The organism is Stakelama marina, from assembly GCF_018122655.1.
Taxonomy (GTDB): Bacteria; Pseudomonadota; Alphaproteobacteria; order Sphingomonadales; family Sphingomonadaceae; genus Sphingomonas; species Sphingomonas marina.
Genome location: NZ_JAGRQC010000002.1, coordinates 276,714 through 290,581 on the forward strand (window position 1 = coordinate 276,714; position 13,868 = coordinate 290,581).

The window sequence follows — 13,868 nt, forward strand, 5'->3', positions numbered from 1 at the left end:
ACGACAGCATCACGCCGCAGCGCGTGCTGCTTCGACCGGCACCAGCGCGTCGAGGAACTGGGCTGCGCTCGCTTCCCAAGTGAATGTCCGGCCATGCGCGGCGCACGCCGCGCGGTCCCTGGTCAGCGCTTCGGCGATCGCATCGTCGAGCAGTTCCGCCGTCGCGCCGGTTTCAGGCGTCAACACGTCGACCGGCCCTGTGACGGGATAGCCCGCGACGGGCGTACCGCAGGCCAGCGCCTCGATCATCACCAGGCCGAACGTGTCGGTACGGCTGGGAAAGACGAACACATCGGCGGCGGCATAGATGCTCGCCAGTTCGTCGCCGAAACGCGCGCCCATGAAGATTGCTTCCGGGTGCGCAGCCTCCAGCGCGGCGCGGGCGGGTCCGTCACCGACGACGATCCTGGTGCCGGGATGGCGCGAGCCGAGAAACGCATCGATATTCTTTTCGACCGCGACCCGCCCGACATAGAGCTGGATCGGGCGCGGCAGATGGGCGAGCGCCGGATACGACTTCACATCGGCGCGGAAATTGGAAAGATCGACGCCGCGCCCCCAGTGCCGGACATGGTGCAGGCCGTGGTCGACCAACGTGCGCCGGATCGACGGCGTCGATGCCAGGATCGCTTGCGACGGCCCGTGAAACCAGCGGATATAGCGCCAGATCCATTCGGCGGGCACGCCCGAGCGCGCCGATACATAGTCGGGAAACTGCGTGTGATAGGCGGTCGTGAACGGAAAGCGGCGCCGGCGGCACCAGCGCCGCGCGGCAACGCAGACCGGGCCTTCGGTCGCCAGATGAACCGCATCGGGCGCGAACGCTTCGAGAAGCGCACCGACCATGCCCGTGCTCGCCATCGCCAGCCGAATTTCGGGATAGGTCGGGCACGGCACCGAATAGAAGCGCTCGGGCGAGACCACGAAGATTTCGTGGCCCTGCAGCTCAAGCAGCGCGCGAACCGCCTGCAACGTGCGCACGACGCCGTTGACCTGCGGTTCCCACGCATCGGTGACGATCGCGATACGCATGGATCAGGCCGCCCGCCGTTCGGACGCATCGGCCGGCGTCTCCTCGTCGCGCGCGGCGATTTCGTCGGCCCAGTGGAGGATTTCCATCCGCCCGTCGAAATGCTCGACCAGCGCGGTGCAGCCTTCGACCCAGTCGCCGTCGTTATAATAGTCGATGCCGTCGATCCTGCGATAATCGGCGGTATGGATATGCCCGGCAACGACGCCGTCGACGCCGCGCGACCCGGCTTCCTTCGCGACGATCTCCTCGAAGTTCGAAATGAACTCGACCGCGTTCTTGACCTTCGCCTTGGCGTGTTTCGACAGCGACCAATAGGGCATGTTGAACGTCCGCCGCCAGGCATTCACCCAGCGGTTGAGCATCATCATGAATTCGTAAGCGACGTCGCCCAGATGCGCGAGCCACTTGTGCGACAGCGTGATCGCGTCGAATTCGTCGCCGTGCAGGACCAGCAGCCGGCGGCCGTCGGCGGTTTCGTGGATCGCGCGGCGGACGATATCGACCCCGCCGAAATGCAGGCCGGTGAACTGGCGGAACATCTCGTCGTGATTGCCGGGGATATAGACCATCCGCGTGCCGCGCTTGGCGCGCTTCAGCAACCGCCAGAGAATGTCGTTATGCGCTTCCGGCCAATAGAATTTGCGGCGCATCTTCCAGCCGTCGATGATGTCGCCGACCAGATACATCGTCTCGCTGTCGACATGATCCAGAAAGTCGATCAGCATTTCGGCATTGCACCCGCGCGTGCCGAGATGGACGTCGGAAATCCATACCGTCCTATACTGCCGGCGCTCGGTAACCGTCTTTTCCGGAATCGACGGCTGCGACGCCGCAAAATCTGGAAGATCGGCGTCGAATGGAATTCTGGTGATCGTGGCCATCGGAAGTCCCCGTCCCGCTGCATCTGACAGGCGGCCTATGGCGGGGAAATGTTACAACTCGAATCGCTGCGATTTCACGCGTTTGTCACATTCGGTAAAGCGCCTCAGCGCATCGTCAGCACGATCTTTCCGATATGATCGCCGCCGTCCATACGCGCATGCGCCGCAGCGGCGTCGGCAAGCGGGAAGGTCTTGTCGATCAGCGGCTTCAGCTTTCCGTCGGCGACGAAGGGCCAGACAGTGGCTATCAGTTCTTCGGCGACCATCGCCTTGAACCCGGTATCGCGCGCGCGAAGCGTCGATCCGGTCAGCGTCAGGCGCCTGCGCATGACATCGAATATCGGGATCGTCGCCTGCGCCCCGCCCTGCACCGCGATCGATACATGACGACCGTCCTCGGCAAGGCATTTCAGGTTGCGCGGCACATAATCGCCCCCGACCATGTCGAGCACCGCATCGACGCCCCTGCCGCCGGTGATGTCCTTCACCTGCTCGACGAAATCCTGCGTCTTGTAGTTGATCGCATGATCGGCGCCGTGACGGCTGGCTGCGGCGACCTTTTCATCCGAACCGGCGGTGACGATGATCGTCACGCCCAGCAGGTTGCACAGCGATATCGCCATCGTTCCGATGCCGCTGGTGCCGCCATGGACGAGCACAGTGTCACCCTCGGCCACATAGGCGCGTTCGAACAGGTTGGTCCACACGGTGAACAGCGTTTCCGGCATCGCCGCCGCTTCGACCAGCGACAGCGCGGGCGGGACTGGCAGACACTGACCCACGGGCGCCGCGACATATTCGGCATAGCCGCCGCCTGCGACGAGTGCGCAGACCTTTTGCCCGAGCATTTCGCGCGGCGCCCCCTCGCCGGTCGCGACGATCGTGCCCGCGACCTCCAGCCCCGGAATCGACGGCGCGCCCGGCGGCGGCGGATACATTCCCTTGCGTTGCATGACGTCGGGCCGGTTGACCCCGGCGGCCGCGACCTCGATCAGCACTTCGCCGGCTTGCGGCTGCGGAACGGGCCGTTCAACGGGGACGAGCACTTCGGGCCCGCCCGCCGCTTCGGGATCGATCGCGCGCATCGTCGAGGCTATGGTCATCGGCGGAATTTCCCTTTCGTTCGCCGCCTTATTGACATCCAACTCCATAGGGTCAACGCTGCGTAACGATGGATGCCGACGAGATTCTCCCGCGCCGGTCGGGCGATCCGCTGACCGAGCTGGCCAAACAGGACCTCGACCCCTTTTCGGTCGATGAACTGCATGCGCGCATCGCCGTGCTTGAATCCGAAATCGCGCGCACCCGGAAAAAGATCGAATACGCCGTTAACCATCGCGCAAGCGCCGACGCGCTATTCAAGCGATGAGCGCGAGCGTGTCGGAGACCGCGGGCGCGACCGCAAAGCTCCGGCACGAGGCCACCGCGCTTGATGCGACGGTCCGCAATTCCGACATACTGGAAAAGGGCCGCGTATCCTCCTTGGCCCGACTGGAGTACTGACTACCATGCCGTCTTTCGCATCCGCGCTCGAAAACACGCTTCACAAGGCGCTTGAGGCTGCGTCCTCGCGCCGCCACGAATATGCGACGCTGGAGCATCTGCTGCTGGCGCTCGTCGATGACGAGCACGCGTCGAAGGTGATGAGCGCGTGCGGCGTCGATCTCGGCGAGTTGAAGACCGTCGTCGCGCACTATCTCGATACCGAACTGGAGGCGCTCAAGCTCGATGCCGCCACCGACCCCTCCCCCACCAGCGGGTTTCAGCGCGTCGTGCAGCGCGCGATCCTGCACGTCCAGTCGTCGGGCCGCGACGAGGTGACCGGCGCCAACGTGCTCGTCGCACTGTTTTCCGAGCGCGAGAGCTATGCCGTCTATTTCCTGCAGCAGCAGGATATGAGCCGCCTCGATGCCGTCAGCTATATCAGCCACGGCGTCGGCAAGGGCGGCCAGCCGTCCGAGGCGCGCGAAGTAAAGGGTGCCGAGGAAGAGAAATCCGCCAAGGGCGACGGCAAGAAGAGCGAGAGCGCGCTCAAGCAGTTCACCGTCAACCTGAACGAAAAGGCCGAAAACGGCCGCGTCGATCCGCTGATCGGGCGCGGACCCGAGGTCGACCGCACCGTTCAGATCCTGTGCCGCCGGTCGAAGAACAACCCGCTTTATGTCGGCGATCCCGGCGTCGGCAAAACCGCCATCGCCGAGGGGCTGGCGCGCAAGATCGTCGAAGGCGACGTGCCCGATGTGCTGACCGAGGCGGTGATCTATTCGCTCGACATGGGCGCGCTGCTCGCCGGTACGCGCTATCGCGGCGATTTCGAGGAGCGGCTGAAGCAAGTGGTGTCGGAGCTTGAAAAGCTGCCGCACGCGATCCTGTTCATCGACGAGATTCACACCGTCATCGGCGCCGGCGCGACCAGCGGCGGCGCGATGGACGCGTCGAACCTTTTGAAGCCCGCGCTGTCGGGCGGCACGATCCGCTGCATCGGCTCGACCACCTACAAGGAATTCCGCAACCACTTCGAAAAGGACCGCGCGCTGCTGCGCCGGTTCCAGAAGATCGACGTCAACGAACCGACCGTCGAAGACACGATCAAGATCCTCGCCGGCCTGCGCTCGGCGTTCGAGGAGCATCACTCGGTCAAGTACACGCCCGATTCGCTCAAGACCGCGGTCGAGCTGTCGGCGCGCTACATCAACGACCGCAAGCTGCCCGACAAGGCGATCGACGTGATCGACGAGGTCGGCGCGATGCAGATGCTCGTGCCGGTGTCGAAGCGGCGCAAGACGATCACTCCCAAGGAGATCGAGGCGGTGATCGCGACGATGGCGCGCATCCCCCCGAAATCGGTGTCGGCCGACGATACCAAGGTGCTCGCCAATCTCGAGACCGACCTGAAGCGCGTCGTGTTCGGCCAGGACAAAGCGATCGAGGTTCTGTCCTCGGCAATCAAGCTGAGCCGCGCAGGCCTTCGCGATCCCGACAAGCCGATCGGCAACTATCTGTTCTCCGGCCCCACCGGCGTCGGCAAGACCGAGGTTGCGCGCCAGCTCGCCGAGATCATGGGCATCCCGCTCCAGCGTTTCGACATGAGCGAATATATGGAGCGGCATTCGGTAAGCCGCCTGATCGGTGCGCCTCCGGGCTATGTCGGCTATGACCAGGGCGGCCTGCTGACCGATGCGGTCGACCAGAACCCGCATTCGGTGCTGCTGCTCGACGAGATCGAGAAGGCGCATCCCGACCTGTTCAACATCCTGTTGCAGGTGATGGACAACGGCAAGCTGACCGATCATCACGGCAAGACCGTCGATTTCCGCAATGTCATCCTGATCATGACGACCAATGCCGGCGCGTCCGACATGGCGAAGGAATCGATCGGCTTCGGCACGATCAGCCGCGACGATGTGCAGGAGGAAGCGGTCAAGCGGCTGTTCACGCCCGAATTCCGCAACCGCCTCGATGCGATCGTGCCGTTCAGCTATCTGCCGACCGAGGTCGTCAGCCGCGTGGTCGAGAAGTTCATCCTCCAGCTCGAACTGCAACTCGCCGATCGCGGCGTGCATATCCAGCTCGACGACGGCGCGAAGGAATGGCTGACCGAGCGCGGCTATGACAAGCTGTACGGTGCGCGCCCGATGGGCCGCCTGATCCAGGAAAAGGTCAAGCAGCCGCTCGCCGAGGAACTGCTGTTCGGCAAGCTCGTCAACGGCGGCGAGGTGAACGTCAAACTCAAGGACGGCGAACTCGCCTTCGAGATCACGCCGGCTCCGCCCAAAAAATCGCGCAAGAAGAAGGGCGGCGGCAAAGCGCCGGCGCCAGCCAAGACCAAGTAAAGGCCAAGGGCCGGGGCGATGCTCCGGCCCTTTTCATTCCAGCCGGCATCGCGGCTCGGCCGGGCAGCATGAAAAGCGGTTAAGCCGGAATTTTCCTTTACCCAATTTTCGCTTTCGCATGCCTACACCCGATGCATGTCTTGGGGGGCTCATTCACGGATGCTGGCAGTGCTGGGCGCGGTTGCGGCCGCGTTGCTGCTGTTGGCGCCGACACCAGCGCGCGCATCGGGCGGTGTCGTGGGAGAACCGCTGGCGGTATGCGTGCTGCGCGCCGAACCGGGCATGACCGCCCGCAACCTGTTCGCGACCCCATCGAAATTCGATTGCCAGGCCCGCCAGCGATCGCTTGGACCGGGCGATTACTGGGTCATCAGCCAGCCGCTGACCGGCCTGTCGCAGCGTGAGCGCCGCACGCGCGTCCGCATCGCCAGCCTGTGGCAGAAAGACATCGCACTATATGCGCTCTACCCCGACGGACGCATCCGCGAATTCGCGCTGACCAACCGCCAGACGAGCTGGCACATCCACCTTGGCGCAATCGTCGAATGGGGGCTTCCCGACCGGGTCGAACCGCCGGTGCGACTGCTATGGCGCGTGCGCGGCGCGGCCAATCTGCGCGGCATCGTGGCGCTGCCCCGATTGGCCTTACCGCGTGAGAGCGAACGCGCAAATCTGGAGATGGGCGCGCTCTATGCCGGCTTCGGCGGACTGTGCGTGGCGCTGCTGATCTACAACCTCGCGATGTGGGGCGCGCTGCGATACCGTTTCCAGCTCGCCTATTGCGCGATGGTCGCGTCGCTGGGGACGTATGCCGTCACCTCCTCGGGAGCTTTGGCATGGCTCGTCCCCAACATCCTCAACAACGATCGGTTGCGGCTCAATTACATCCTGCTCGCGGTGGCGGCGTCATGCGCGATGCTGTTCGCGCGCATGTTCTTCGAACGAAGTGTGACGCGCGGCTGGACAGGAAAACTGGCCAGTGTCGCAACGCTGCTGCTGCTATCCGAAACGCTCGTTTTCGCGATCGTGGCGCCATGGAACATGCGCCTCTTCGACACGCTCTATTCGGCCTGCTTCGCGCTGATGCTCGTCGCGATGCTGTCGATCGTGTTCCGTGCCCGGCAGCTTCGCAGCCCATATCTGTGGCTGTTCGCGCTCGCCTGGTCGGCGCCGGTTGCCTTCGCCACCATGCGGATGCTGTCGAATATCGGCCTGCTTCCGTGGAGCTTCTGGCTCGACAATTCGACGATCCTCTCGATGAGCTTCGAGGCGGTGATGTCGACGCTCGCCATCGCCTATCGCATCCGCCTTATCAGCCAGGAACGCGACGAGGCGAAGATGCAGGAAATGGCGGCGCGAATGCTCGCCGATACCGATCCGCTCACGGGTCTGCTCAACCGACGTTCGTTCCTCGCCAAGGCGATGCGCACCGACGAGGAGCAGAAGCTGCTTCTGATCGACCTCGACCATTTCAAGCGCGTCAACGAGACGATCGGCCATGACGGCGGCGACGAGGTACTGCGCATCTTCGCCCGCACGCTGCGGCTGTCGCTGCCGCCCGAAGCGCTGATCGCGAGGATTGGCGGAGAGGAATTCGCAGCGGCGATGCCCAGCCGGGTCGCCATCGACGTCGAAACGCTGCTCGCCAGCATACGGTCTTCGCGGATGCCGTTCGACATTGTCGTCACCGCCAGCGTCGGCACATGCCGCGGGCCGCTGAAGAGCGATACCGACTGGAAACACCTCTATCGCAATGCCGACCGCGCCTTGTTCGCCGCAAAGTCGGCCGGGCGCGACCGCGTGCGACGTGCAGACCAACTCGCCACCGCCGCGTGATGCTTGCCGGGCCGGACGCGGCGCGATATGCACCAATCCATGACCGATCGGCGCAAATGGTTACTGGCGTTCGCAGCCATCCTGCTGACGATCGGCGTCGTGCGCCATCCCAGCGCCAACATCAACATTCTGACCCACGATGCGGGCGATCCGGCTCCGCATCGCCTGCACGCCGCGCTCGATCTGGGCATCGGCGCTGTTTCGGTCCTCGTCACATGGACCGGAAGCACGCTGGCGCGATGACCTTGCGTCGCCCACGCGACCTGCTTACACCGTTGTAAATGACCGATCCCGCGCAGGCATGGCGTACCGCCTACCGACATCCCGGTCGCTGGGAACAAGCCTTCCCGCCGCAGACCATGGTCGAACTGTTCGACGCGTCGGCAAAGGCCGCGGGCCAAGCGCCGCTGATCGACTTTCTCGGCCGCAAATACAGCTATTCCGAAACGCTCGACGGCGCGAACCGGGTCGCTTGCGGGCTGGCGGCGCTGGGATATGGGCGTGGTGACCGGATCGGGCTGTTCCTGCCCAACGTGCCGCATTATCTCGCCGCCTATTACGGCATCCTCAAGCTCGGCGCGACGGCGGTCAATTTCTCGCCGCTCTATACGGTCGACGAACTGGCGCATCAGGTCGCCGATTCGGGGACGAAGCTGCTCTTCACCATTTCCGCGACCGCATTGCTGCCGACCGCGCTCGAAGTGCTCGACAAGAGCGCGCTCGAACGCCTGATCGTCGGATCGGTGGCCGGTGCGCTGCCACCGACGAAATCGCTGTTCTACCGACTGTTTCGCGGCAGCGAAGTCGCCAAACGCCCGCATGACGAGCGCATCACCGCGTTTTCCAGCCTGATCGCCAACGATGGAAGCTTCACCGCACCAGCGATCGACGCCGAACGCGATGTGGCCTTGATCCAATATACCGGCGGCACGACCGGTACGCCCAAAGGGGCGATGCTGACGCACCAGAATCTGTCGGCCAATGCCCGGCAGGTGGCGGCGCTCGATCCGCAGCGCGGCAAGGTCGTCGATCGCATTCTGGGCGTGCTGCCGCTGTTTCACGTCTTCGCCAACACCTGCGTCCTGAACCGCACGGTGGTGACCGGTGGAGAGATCGTGATGCTGCCGCGCTTCGACGCAGCGCAGGTGCTGGCCGCGCTCGGCCGGACGCAGGCGACCGCGCTTCCCGGCGTGCCGACCATGTATCAGGCACTGCTCGACCATCCCAAGACCGCGACGACGGACTTTTCGAGCCTGCGCGTCTGCATATCGGGCGGCGCACCGCTGCCCGCGGAGCTGAAGACGCGCTTCGAAGACGTGACCAAGGCGACGCTGATCGAGGGATATGGCTTGTCCGAAAGCTCCGGCGTGGTGTCGAGCAACCCCTATGAGGAGCTCAACAAGTCCGGAACCATCGGCCAGCCGATCCAGGGAACGCGCGTGCGCCTGGTCGACAAGGAAGACCCTGCGCGCCCCGCCCCCGACGGCGAGCCGGGCGAGATCACGGTGGCCGGACCGCAGATCATGCTGGGATACTGGAACCGCCCCGATGCCGACGAAAAGGTCTTCGTGATCGACACGGACGGCACGAAATGGCTACGCACGGGCGATGTCGGGACGATCGACAGCGACGGTTATATCCGCATCGTCGACCGGCTGAAGGACATGATCGCGGTGGGCGGATTCAAGGTCTTTCCCAGCCAGATCGAGGCGACGCTGTACCAGCACCCGGCGGTCAAGGAAGCGTTGGTGATCGGGGTGCCCGATGCCTATCGCGGTGAAAGCCCGCGTGCCTATGTCACGCTGAACGAAGGCTTTGAGATCAGCGGCCACGCGCTTGGCGAATGGCTCAACCCGCAGCTCGGCAAGCATGAACGTGTCGATCAGGTCGTCATCCGCGCCGACATGCCAAAGACGATGATCGGAAAGCTCGACCGCAAGGCGCTGCGCGCCGAAGTCGCGGCCGGCAAGTAGCGCGACCGCTATTCCCCCTTGCCGGGGATCTGTGACAGCTTGGTCAGCAACAGCGGAATATCGTCGGTTATCAGCGTGTCGCGCGGCAGTTCATAGCCCTGGCGCAGCACCTTCCTTGCAAGGTCGTGCCTTTCCGGCACCGGGCGCGTCCCCCGCTCCCTCAACTCAAATTCGCTAATCATTACGCAACCCGGATGAACAGCCGACGCGTATCCGTGCGCCGGTACCGGGCCTAATGTTTCAATGTTACAATCGTTCCGGCGCCTCGTCGCAAAATCGACGAGGCGTTGCCGTTTTCGCAGCGGTGGAACGGCGCCGTCAGTCGGGAAGCATTACCGATTTCAGGTTCATGAATTCGTGCATGCCCCATGGCCCCAGTTCGCGGCCATGGCCCGATTTCTTGACGCCGCCGAACGGAGCTTCGGGCGTCGAGGCAAGCATCTGGTTCACCGCGGTCATGCCCGCCTCGATATCGCGTTCGAAACGCTCCTGCTCGGCCTTGTCATGCGTCCACACGCTTGAGCCCAGCCCATAGGGAATGTCGTTCGCAACACCGATGGCTTCATCGACGCCGCGAACCTTGAACAGCATTGCGACGGGCCCGAACACCTCCTCGCGCGCGATGTCGCTGTCGCGTGGAATGCCGGTGAGGATGCCCGGCGACATATAGGCCCCTGCCCGATCGAGCTTTTCGCCGCCGAACAGCAATTCGGCACCCGCTTTCTGCGCGCGCTCGACCTGGTCGAGCACGGTGTCGCGCTGTTCGAAACTCGACAGCGGCCCCATGTCGTTATCGTCGTCCATCGGATCGCCGACCTTCACCGCCTTCATCGCATCGGCGAACTTTTCGGCGAACTGATCGAAGACATGCTCGTGGACGATCATCCGCTTGGCGCAGATGCACGACTGGCCGGCATTCTGGATACGCGCCTTCGCAGCCGTCTCGGCCGCCTCGTCGAGATCGGCCGAGGGCATGACGATGAACGGATCGGAGCCGCCGAGTTCGAGCACGACCTTCTTCAGCGCCTTGCCCGCCTGCTCGGCCACCTTGGCGCCCGCGCCCTCGCTGCCGGTGAGCGTGACCGCGACGACGCGTTCGTCGTCGATGACGCGCGCAACCTTGTCCGAACGGATTGCGAGGTTCTGGAACAGGCCCTGCGGCGCGCCGGCTTCGGCCACCATTTCCTCGATCAGCGCGGCGACGCCCTGCGTTATCGAGGCATGTTTCAGCAGGCCGACATTGCCCGCCATGATCGCCGGCGCGAGAAAGCGGACGACCTGCCAATAGGGGAAATTCCACGGCATCACCGCAAGCACCGGCCCCGTTGGCAGCCAGCGCGCGCGTGCGCGCCCCTTGGCCACCGCCACGTCTTCACCTTCCAGAAAGGATGGCCCGTGTTCGGCGTAATAGCGAAAGGCGGTGGCGCATTTTTCGACCTCGGCGATCGACGATTTCAGCGTCTTTCCCATTTCGCGCGTCGCGGTTTCGGCCAGCCGCTGCTTGTTCCCTTCGAACTGATCGGCAATCGCCGACAGGAGCTCGGTCCGGCGATCGAGCGAGGAAACGCGCCAGTCGCAATAGGCGGAGCGCGCCCGCCGCAGCGCGGTTTCGATGGCGTCGTCGTCCATCTCCGCGATCGGCTGGCCCTTTTCGCCGGTGGCGGGATTGATGCTCTCGAACATGGAATCTCCTCGAATGGCGTTCGATCAACGTAACGCGGCGCTCCGTGGGGAGTTGCAATCGCGCGGTCGCCTGCCGCATAGCGGTGCCATGGCAGAAGACCGCAACATTGAAGATCTGAGCTTCGAACAGGCGCTGAAGGAGCTGGAGACGATCGTCGGACAGCTTGAAAGCGGAGAGGCCGAACTGGACAAGGCAATCGGCCTATACGAACGCGGCGACCTGCTGCGCAAACAATGTGCCGCGCGGCTCGATGCCGCCCAGGCGCGGATCGAGGCAATCCGTCTCGACGGTGAGGGCAAGCCGGCCGGCACCGCCCCGTTCGACGCGGGTTGAACGGCCCCGTGGCGCAGGCCTCGCTCGCGCTCGCATCGGCGCTCAAGGACGTCGCGGCGAATATCGACCGGCATTTCGATGCGCTGCTCGCAGTCCCCGACGACCCACGCGCCGAACTGTATGAAGCAATGCGCCACGCCGCGATCGGCGGGGGCAAGCGGCTGCGTCCGCTGCTGGTCCATGCGACTGCCAGGCTGTTCCACGTCGATGCGATCTCGGTCACGCGCGTCGGCACCGCGATCGAGTGCATCCATGTCTATTCGCTGATCCATGACGACCTGCCGGCGATGGACAATGACGATATGCGCCGCGGCAAGCCGACCGTGCACAAACGGTTCGGCGAAGCGACCGCGGTGCTGGCGGGTGATTGCCTGCATGCGCTCGCATTCGAGATTTTGTCCGCCGAAGAAACGCATCGCGACGCGTTCGTCCGCAGCGAGCTGGTCGCCGAATTGTCGCACGCCGCCGGGCCGAATGGCATGGCGGGCGGCCAGATGATGGATCTCGAAGCCGAAAAATCGAGCTTCGACCTGCCGACCGTCACGCGGTTGCAGGCGATGAAGACCGGCGCGCTGATAAGCTGCGCGGTCGAATGCGGAGCGATCCTCGGCCGGGTCGCGCCCGATGCGCGGACCGGGCTGCGCGGCTATGCCCGCGACATCGGCCTCGCCTTCCAGATCGCCGACGACATTCTGGATGTCGAAGGCGATGAGGAGCTGGCCGGAAAGAAGCTTCGCAAGGACGGCGATGCGGGCAAGGAAACGTTTCTTTCGCTGCTCGGCCTCGACCGCGCGCGGGAACAGGCACAGGCGCTTGTCGATCAGGCGATCGAACATCTTCACGGCTTTGGTGCCGAAGCAGATCTGCTGCGCGACATTGCGCGCTTCACCCTCGACCGCGACCGGTAGGAGCAACCGACCATGACCATCCGCACCGGCATCTATCCCGGCACGTTCGACCCGATCACGCTTGGGCACATGGACATCATCCGCCGCGGTGCGAAGCTCGTCGACCGGCTGGTTGTCGGCGTGAGCACCAATCCGTCGAAATCGCCGATGTTCTCGGTCGAGGAACGGATGAAGATGGTCGAACGCGAAGTCGCCGGGATCGAGGGCGAGGTCCATGTCGTCAGCTTCAACGCGCTGCTGATGGATTTTGCCGAACGCGAAGGTGCGACGATCATCATCCGCGGGCTGCGCGCCGTCGCCGATTTCGAATATGAATATCAGATGGCGGGCATGAACCAGCAGCTCAACAATCGTATCGAGACGGTCTTCCTGATGGCCGATGTATCGCTGCAGCCCATCGCTTCGCGGCTGGTGAAGGAAATCGCGGTCTTCGGCGGCGATGTCTCGAAATTCGTCAGCCCGGCGGTGCGCGAGGAAATCACTGCCCGCGTCGCCGAGATGGGGCGCAAGGGCGACTGACCGGCGGCAGCGCCATTCACGTTGGCGCAAGGGCCGATTTGGTCTAAGGCCCGGGCAACTATATTCCGGGAATTGGGGACATCATGCGTTTCATTGCGTTTCTGCTCGCACTCGTCGCGTCGGTCGCGGCGATGCCCGCGCTGGCACAGGATCAACTGTTCACCGTGCCGGGCCGCAAGGCGCCGCCCAAGCCAACCGACAAGGAGAATCTCTGGCTGCTCGACCTGTCGGACGGCGGCCGGGTAACGATCCTGCTGCGCCCCGATGTCGCGCCCAAGATGGTCGAGCGCGTGAAGACGCTGACGCGCCAGCATTTCTATGACGGCACGATCTTTCACCGTGTGATGGACAACCCCATCCCCATCGCGCAGGGCGGCGATCCCAAGGGCGATGGAACGGGCAGTTCCGACCTTCCCGACCTGCCGGCCGAGTTCAACTATCTGCCGCATGTGCGCGGCGCGGTGTCTGCGGCGCGCGCCGAGGACGAGAACAGCGCGAACAGCCAGTTCTTCATCATGTTCCAGCCGTTTCTGCGCTTCGACCACAAATATACGGTGTTCGGCCGCGTGATCGACGGCATGCAATATGTCGACAAGATCCACCGCGGCCAGCCGCCGGCCAATCCGACCAAGATCCTCCACGCCTATATCGCCGCCGACAACCCGCCGCCGTACAGCGCGGAAGCGCCGGTTGCAGCGCCCGCGCCGGGCGACGAGAATCTGACGCTGCCGGGGGTCAAGCCCACGGGACAGACGACGCCGGGCGCCGCGCCCGAGCCGGAGGCGGCGGGCGCATCGGGCGACTGATCCCTGCGAATGACGGAAAATCGCGCTCACCCTCAGCCTGTCGAAGGGTGCTGACGCCGGCA

At 64.3% G+C, this 13,868-nt stretch carries 15 protein-coding genes; 10 read left to right on the plus strand and 5 right to left on the minus strand.

Annotation, left to right across the window (positions count from 1 at the left end; all coding sequences use genetic code 11):
- Nucleotides 1-9: 9 nt before the first annotated feature.
- From J7S20_RS07835 to J7S20_RS07845, 3 genes are all read right to left on the minus strand, one after another.
- A complete protein-coding gene (locus J7S20_RS07835) occupies nucleotides 10-1,032 on the minus strand; it encodes a glycosyltransferase family 4 protein (RefSeq protein WP_284053685.1) in 1,023 nt (340 codons plus the stop codon).
- A gap of 3 nt (nucleotides 1,033-1,035) precedes the next feature.
- On the minus strand, nucleotides 1,036-1,914 hold the full coding sequence (locus J7S20_RS07840) for a UDP-2,3-diacylglucosamine diphosphatase (RefSeq protein WP_284053686.1): 879 nt from the start codon (nucleotides 1,912-1,914) through the stop codon (nucleotides 1,036-1,038).
- A gap of 104 nt (nucleotides 1,915-2,018) precedes the next feature.
- Entirely contained in the window at nucleotides 2,019-3,017 is a 999-nt protein-coding gene (locus tag J7S20_RS07845; RefSeq protein WP_284053687.1) for an NAD(P)H-quinone oxidoreductase, read from the minus strand.
- A gap of 68 nt (nucleotides 3,018-3,085) precedes the next feature.
- Between J7S20_RS07845 and J7S20_RS07850 the strand changes: the two genes are divergently transcribed.
- The 6 genes from J7S20_RS07850 to J7S20_RS07875 all read left to right on the plus strand — a co-directional run bounded on the left by J7S20_RS07850 (nucleotide 3,086) and on the right by J7S20_RS07875 (nucleotide 9,556).
- Nucleotides 3,086-3,283: a DUF1192 domain-containing protein gene (locus tag J7S20_RS07850; protein WP_284053688.1), complete on the plus strand. Its 198-nt coding sequence runs from the start codon at nucleotides 3,086-3,088 to the stop codon at nucleotides 3,281-3,283.
- Entirely contained in the window at nucleotides 3,280-3,417 is a 138-nt protein-coding gene (locus J7S20_RS07855) for a hypothetical protein (RefSeq protein ID WP_284053689.1), read from the plus strand. Before J7S20_RS07850 ends, J7S20_RS07855 begins: the two co-directional genes overlap by 4 nt.
- A gap of 5 nt (nucleotides 3,418-3,422) precedes the next feature.
- Nucleotides 3,423-5,747 (plus strand): ATP-dependent Clp protease ATP-binding subunit ClpA, encoded by a 2,325-nt coding sequence (clpA, locus tag J7S20_RS07860; protein WP_284053690.1) that lies wholly within the window; start codon nucleotides 3,423-3,425, stop codon nucleotides 5,745-5,747.
- Between the two features lie 159 nt (nucleotides 5,748-5,906).
- The gene (locus J7S20_RS07865) at nucleotides 5,907-7,583 is read left to right on the plus strand and encodes a GGDEF domain-containing protein (protein WP_284053691.1); all 1,677 of its coding nucleotides are present in this window, start codon (nucleotides 5,907-5,909) and stop codon (nucleotides 7,581-7,583) included.
- 39 nt (nucleotides 7,584-7,622) lie between these two features.
- Nucleotides 7,623-7,826, plus strand: a complete 204-nt coding sequence (locus J7S20_RS07870; RefSeq protein WP_284053692.1) for a hypothetical protein — start codon at nucleotides 7,623-7,625, stop codon at nucleotides 7,824-7,826.
- Nucleotides 7,827-7,864: 38 nt separating this feature from the next.
- Entirely contained in the window at nucleotides 7,865-9,556 is a 1,692-nt protein-coding gene (locus tag J7S20_RS07875) for an AMP-binding protein (RefSeq protein WP_284053693.1), read from the plus strand.
- Between the two features lie 8 nt (nucleotides 9,557-9,564).
- On the opposite strand, the gene J7S20_RS07880 is transcribed toward J7S20_RS07875, so the two are convergent.
- The gene (locus tag J7S20_RS07880) at nucleotides 9,565-9,696 is read right to left on the minus strand and encodes a hypothetical protein (RefSeq protein WP_284053694.1); all 132 of its coding nucleotides are present in this window, start codon (nucleotides 9,694-9,696) and stop codon (nucleotides 9,565-9,567) included.
- Nucleotides 9,697-9,874: 178 nt separating this feature from the next.
- Entirely contained in the window at nucleotides 9,875-11,239 is a 1,365-nt protein-coding gene (locus J7S20_RS07885) for an NAD-dependent succinate-semialdehyde dehydrogenase (protein ID WP_284053695.1), read from the minus strand.
- An 88-nt stretch (nucleotides 11,240-11,327) separates the two neighbouring features.
- Between J7S20_RS07885 and J7S20_RS07890 the strand changes: the two genes are divergently transcribed.
- The 4 genes from J7S20_RS07890 to J7S20_RS07905 all read left to right on the plus strand — a co-directional run bounded on the left by J7S20_RS07890 (nucleotide 11,328) and on the right by J7S20_RS07905 (nucleotide 13,806).
- Nucleotides 11,328-11,573, plus strand: a complete 246-nt coding sequence (locus J7S20_RS07890; protein ID WP_284053696.1) for an exodeoxyribonuclease VII small subunit — start codon at nucleotides 11,328-11,330, stop codon at nucleotides 11,571-11,573.
- The gene (locus J7S20_RS07895) at nucleotides 11,570-12,481 is read left to right on the plus strand and encodes a polyprenyl synthetase family protein (protein ID WP_430980918.1); all 912 of its coding nucleotides are present in this window, start codon (nucleotides 11,570-11,572) and stop codon (nucleotides 12,479-12,481) included. The genes J7S20_RS07890 and J7S20_RS07895 overlap by 4 nt, the downstream gene beginning before the upstream one ends.
- A gap of 12 nt (nucleotides 12,482-12,493) precedes the next feature.
- Nucleotides 12,494-13,000, plus strand: a complete 507-nt coding sequence (coaD, locus tag J7S20_RS07900; protein WP_284053697.1) for a pantetheine-phosphate adenylyltransferase — start codon at nucleotides 12,494-12,496, stop codon at nucleotides 12,998-13,000.
- An 83-nt stretch (nucleotides 13,001-13,083) separates the two neighbouring features.
- Nucleotides 13,084-13,806 (plus strand): peptidylprolyl isomerase, encoded by a 723-nt coding sequence (locus J7S20_RS07905; protein WP_284053698.1) that lies wholly within the window; start codon nucleotides 13,084-13,086, stop codon nucleotides 13,804-13,806.
- Nucleotides 13,807-13,868 lie beyond the last annotated feature (62 nt).

Excerpts from the sequence above, each read along its gene's own strand:
- J7S20_RS07835 (WP_284053685.1), bottom strand. The coding sequence starts at position 1,032 with ATGCGTATCGCGATCGTCACCGATGCGTGGGAACCGCAGGTCAACGGC.
- J7S20_RS07840 (WP_284053686.1), bottom strand. The coding sequence starts at position 1,914 with ATGGCCACGATCACCAGAATTCCATTCGACGCCGATCTTCCAGATTTT.
- J7S20_RS07845 (WP_284053687.1), bottom strand. The coding sequence starts at position 3,017 with ATGACCATAGCCTCGACGATGCGCGCGATCGATCCCGAAGCGGCGGGC.
- J7S20_RS07850 (WP_284053688.1), top strand. The coding sequence starts at position 3,086 with ATGGATGCCGACGAGATTCTCCCGCGCCGGTCGGGCGATCCGCTGACC.
- J7S20_RS07855 (WP_284053689.1), top strand. The coding sequence starts at position 3,280 with ATGAGCGCGAGCGTGTCGGAGACCGCGGGCGCGACCGCAAAGCTCCGG.
- clpA (WP_284053690.1), top strand. The coding sequence starts at position 3,423 with ATGCCGTCTTTCGCATCCGCGCTCGAAAACACGCTTCACAAGGCGCTT.
- J7S20_RS07865 (WP_284053691.1), top strand. The coding sequence starts at position 5,907 with ATGCTGGCAGTGCTGGGCGCGGTTGCGGCCGCGTTGCTGCTGTTGGCG.
- J7S20_RS07870 (WP_284053692.1), top strand. The coding sequence starts at position 7,623 with ATGACCGATCGGCGCAAATGGTTACTGGCGTTCGCAGCCATCCTGCTG.
- J7S20_RS07875 (WP_284053693.1), top strand. The coding sequence starts at position 7,865 with ATGACCGATCCCGCGCAGGCATGGCGTACCGCCTACCGACATCCCGGT.
- J7S20_RS07885 (WP_284053695.1), bottom strand. The coding sequence starts at position 11,239 with ATGTTCGAGAGCATCAATCCCGCCACCGGCGAAAAGGGCCAGCCGATC.
- J7S20_RS07890 (WP_284053696.1), top strand. The coding sequence starts at position 11,328 with ATGGCAGAAGACCGCAACATTGAAGATCTGAGCTTCGAACAGGCGCTG.
- coaD (WP_284053697.1), top strand. The coding sequence starts at position 12,494 with ATGACCATCCGCACCGGCATCTATCCCGGCACGTTCGACCCGATCACG.
- J7S20_RS07905 (WP_284053698.1), top strand. The coding sequence starts at position 13,084 with ATGCGTTTCATTGCGTTTCTGCTCGCACTCGTCGCGTCGGTCGCGGCG.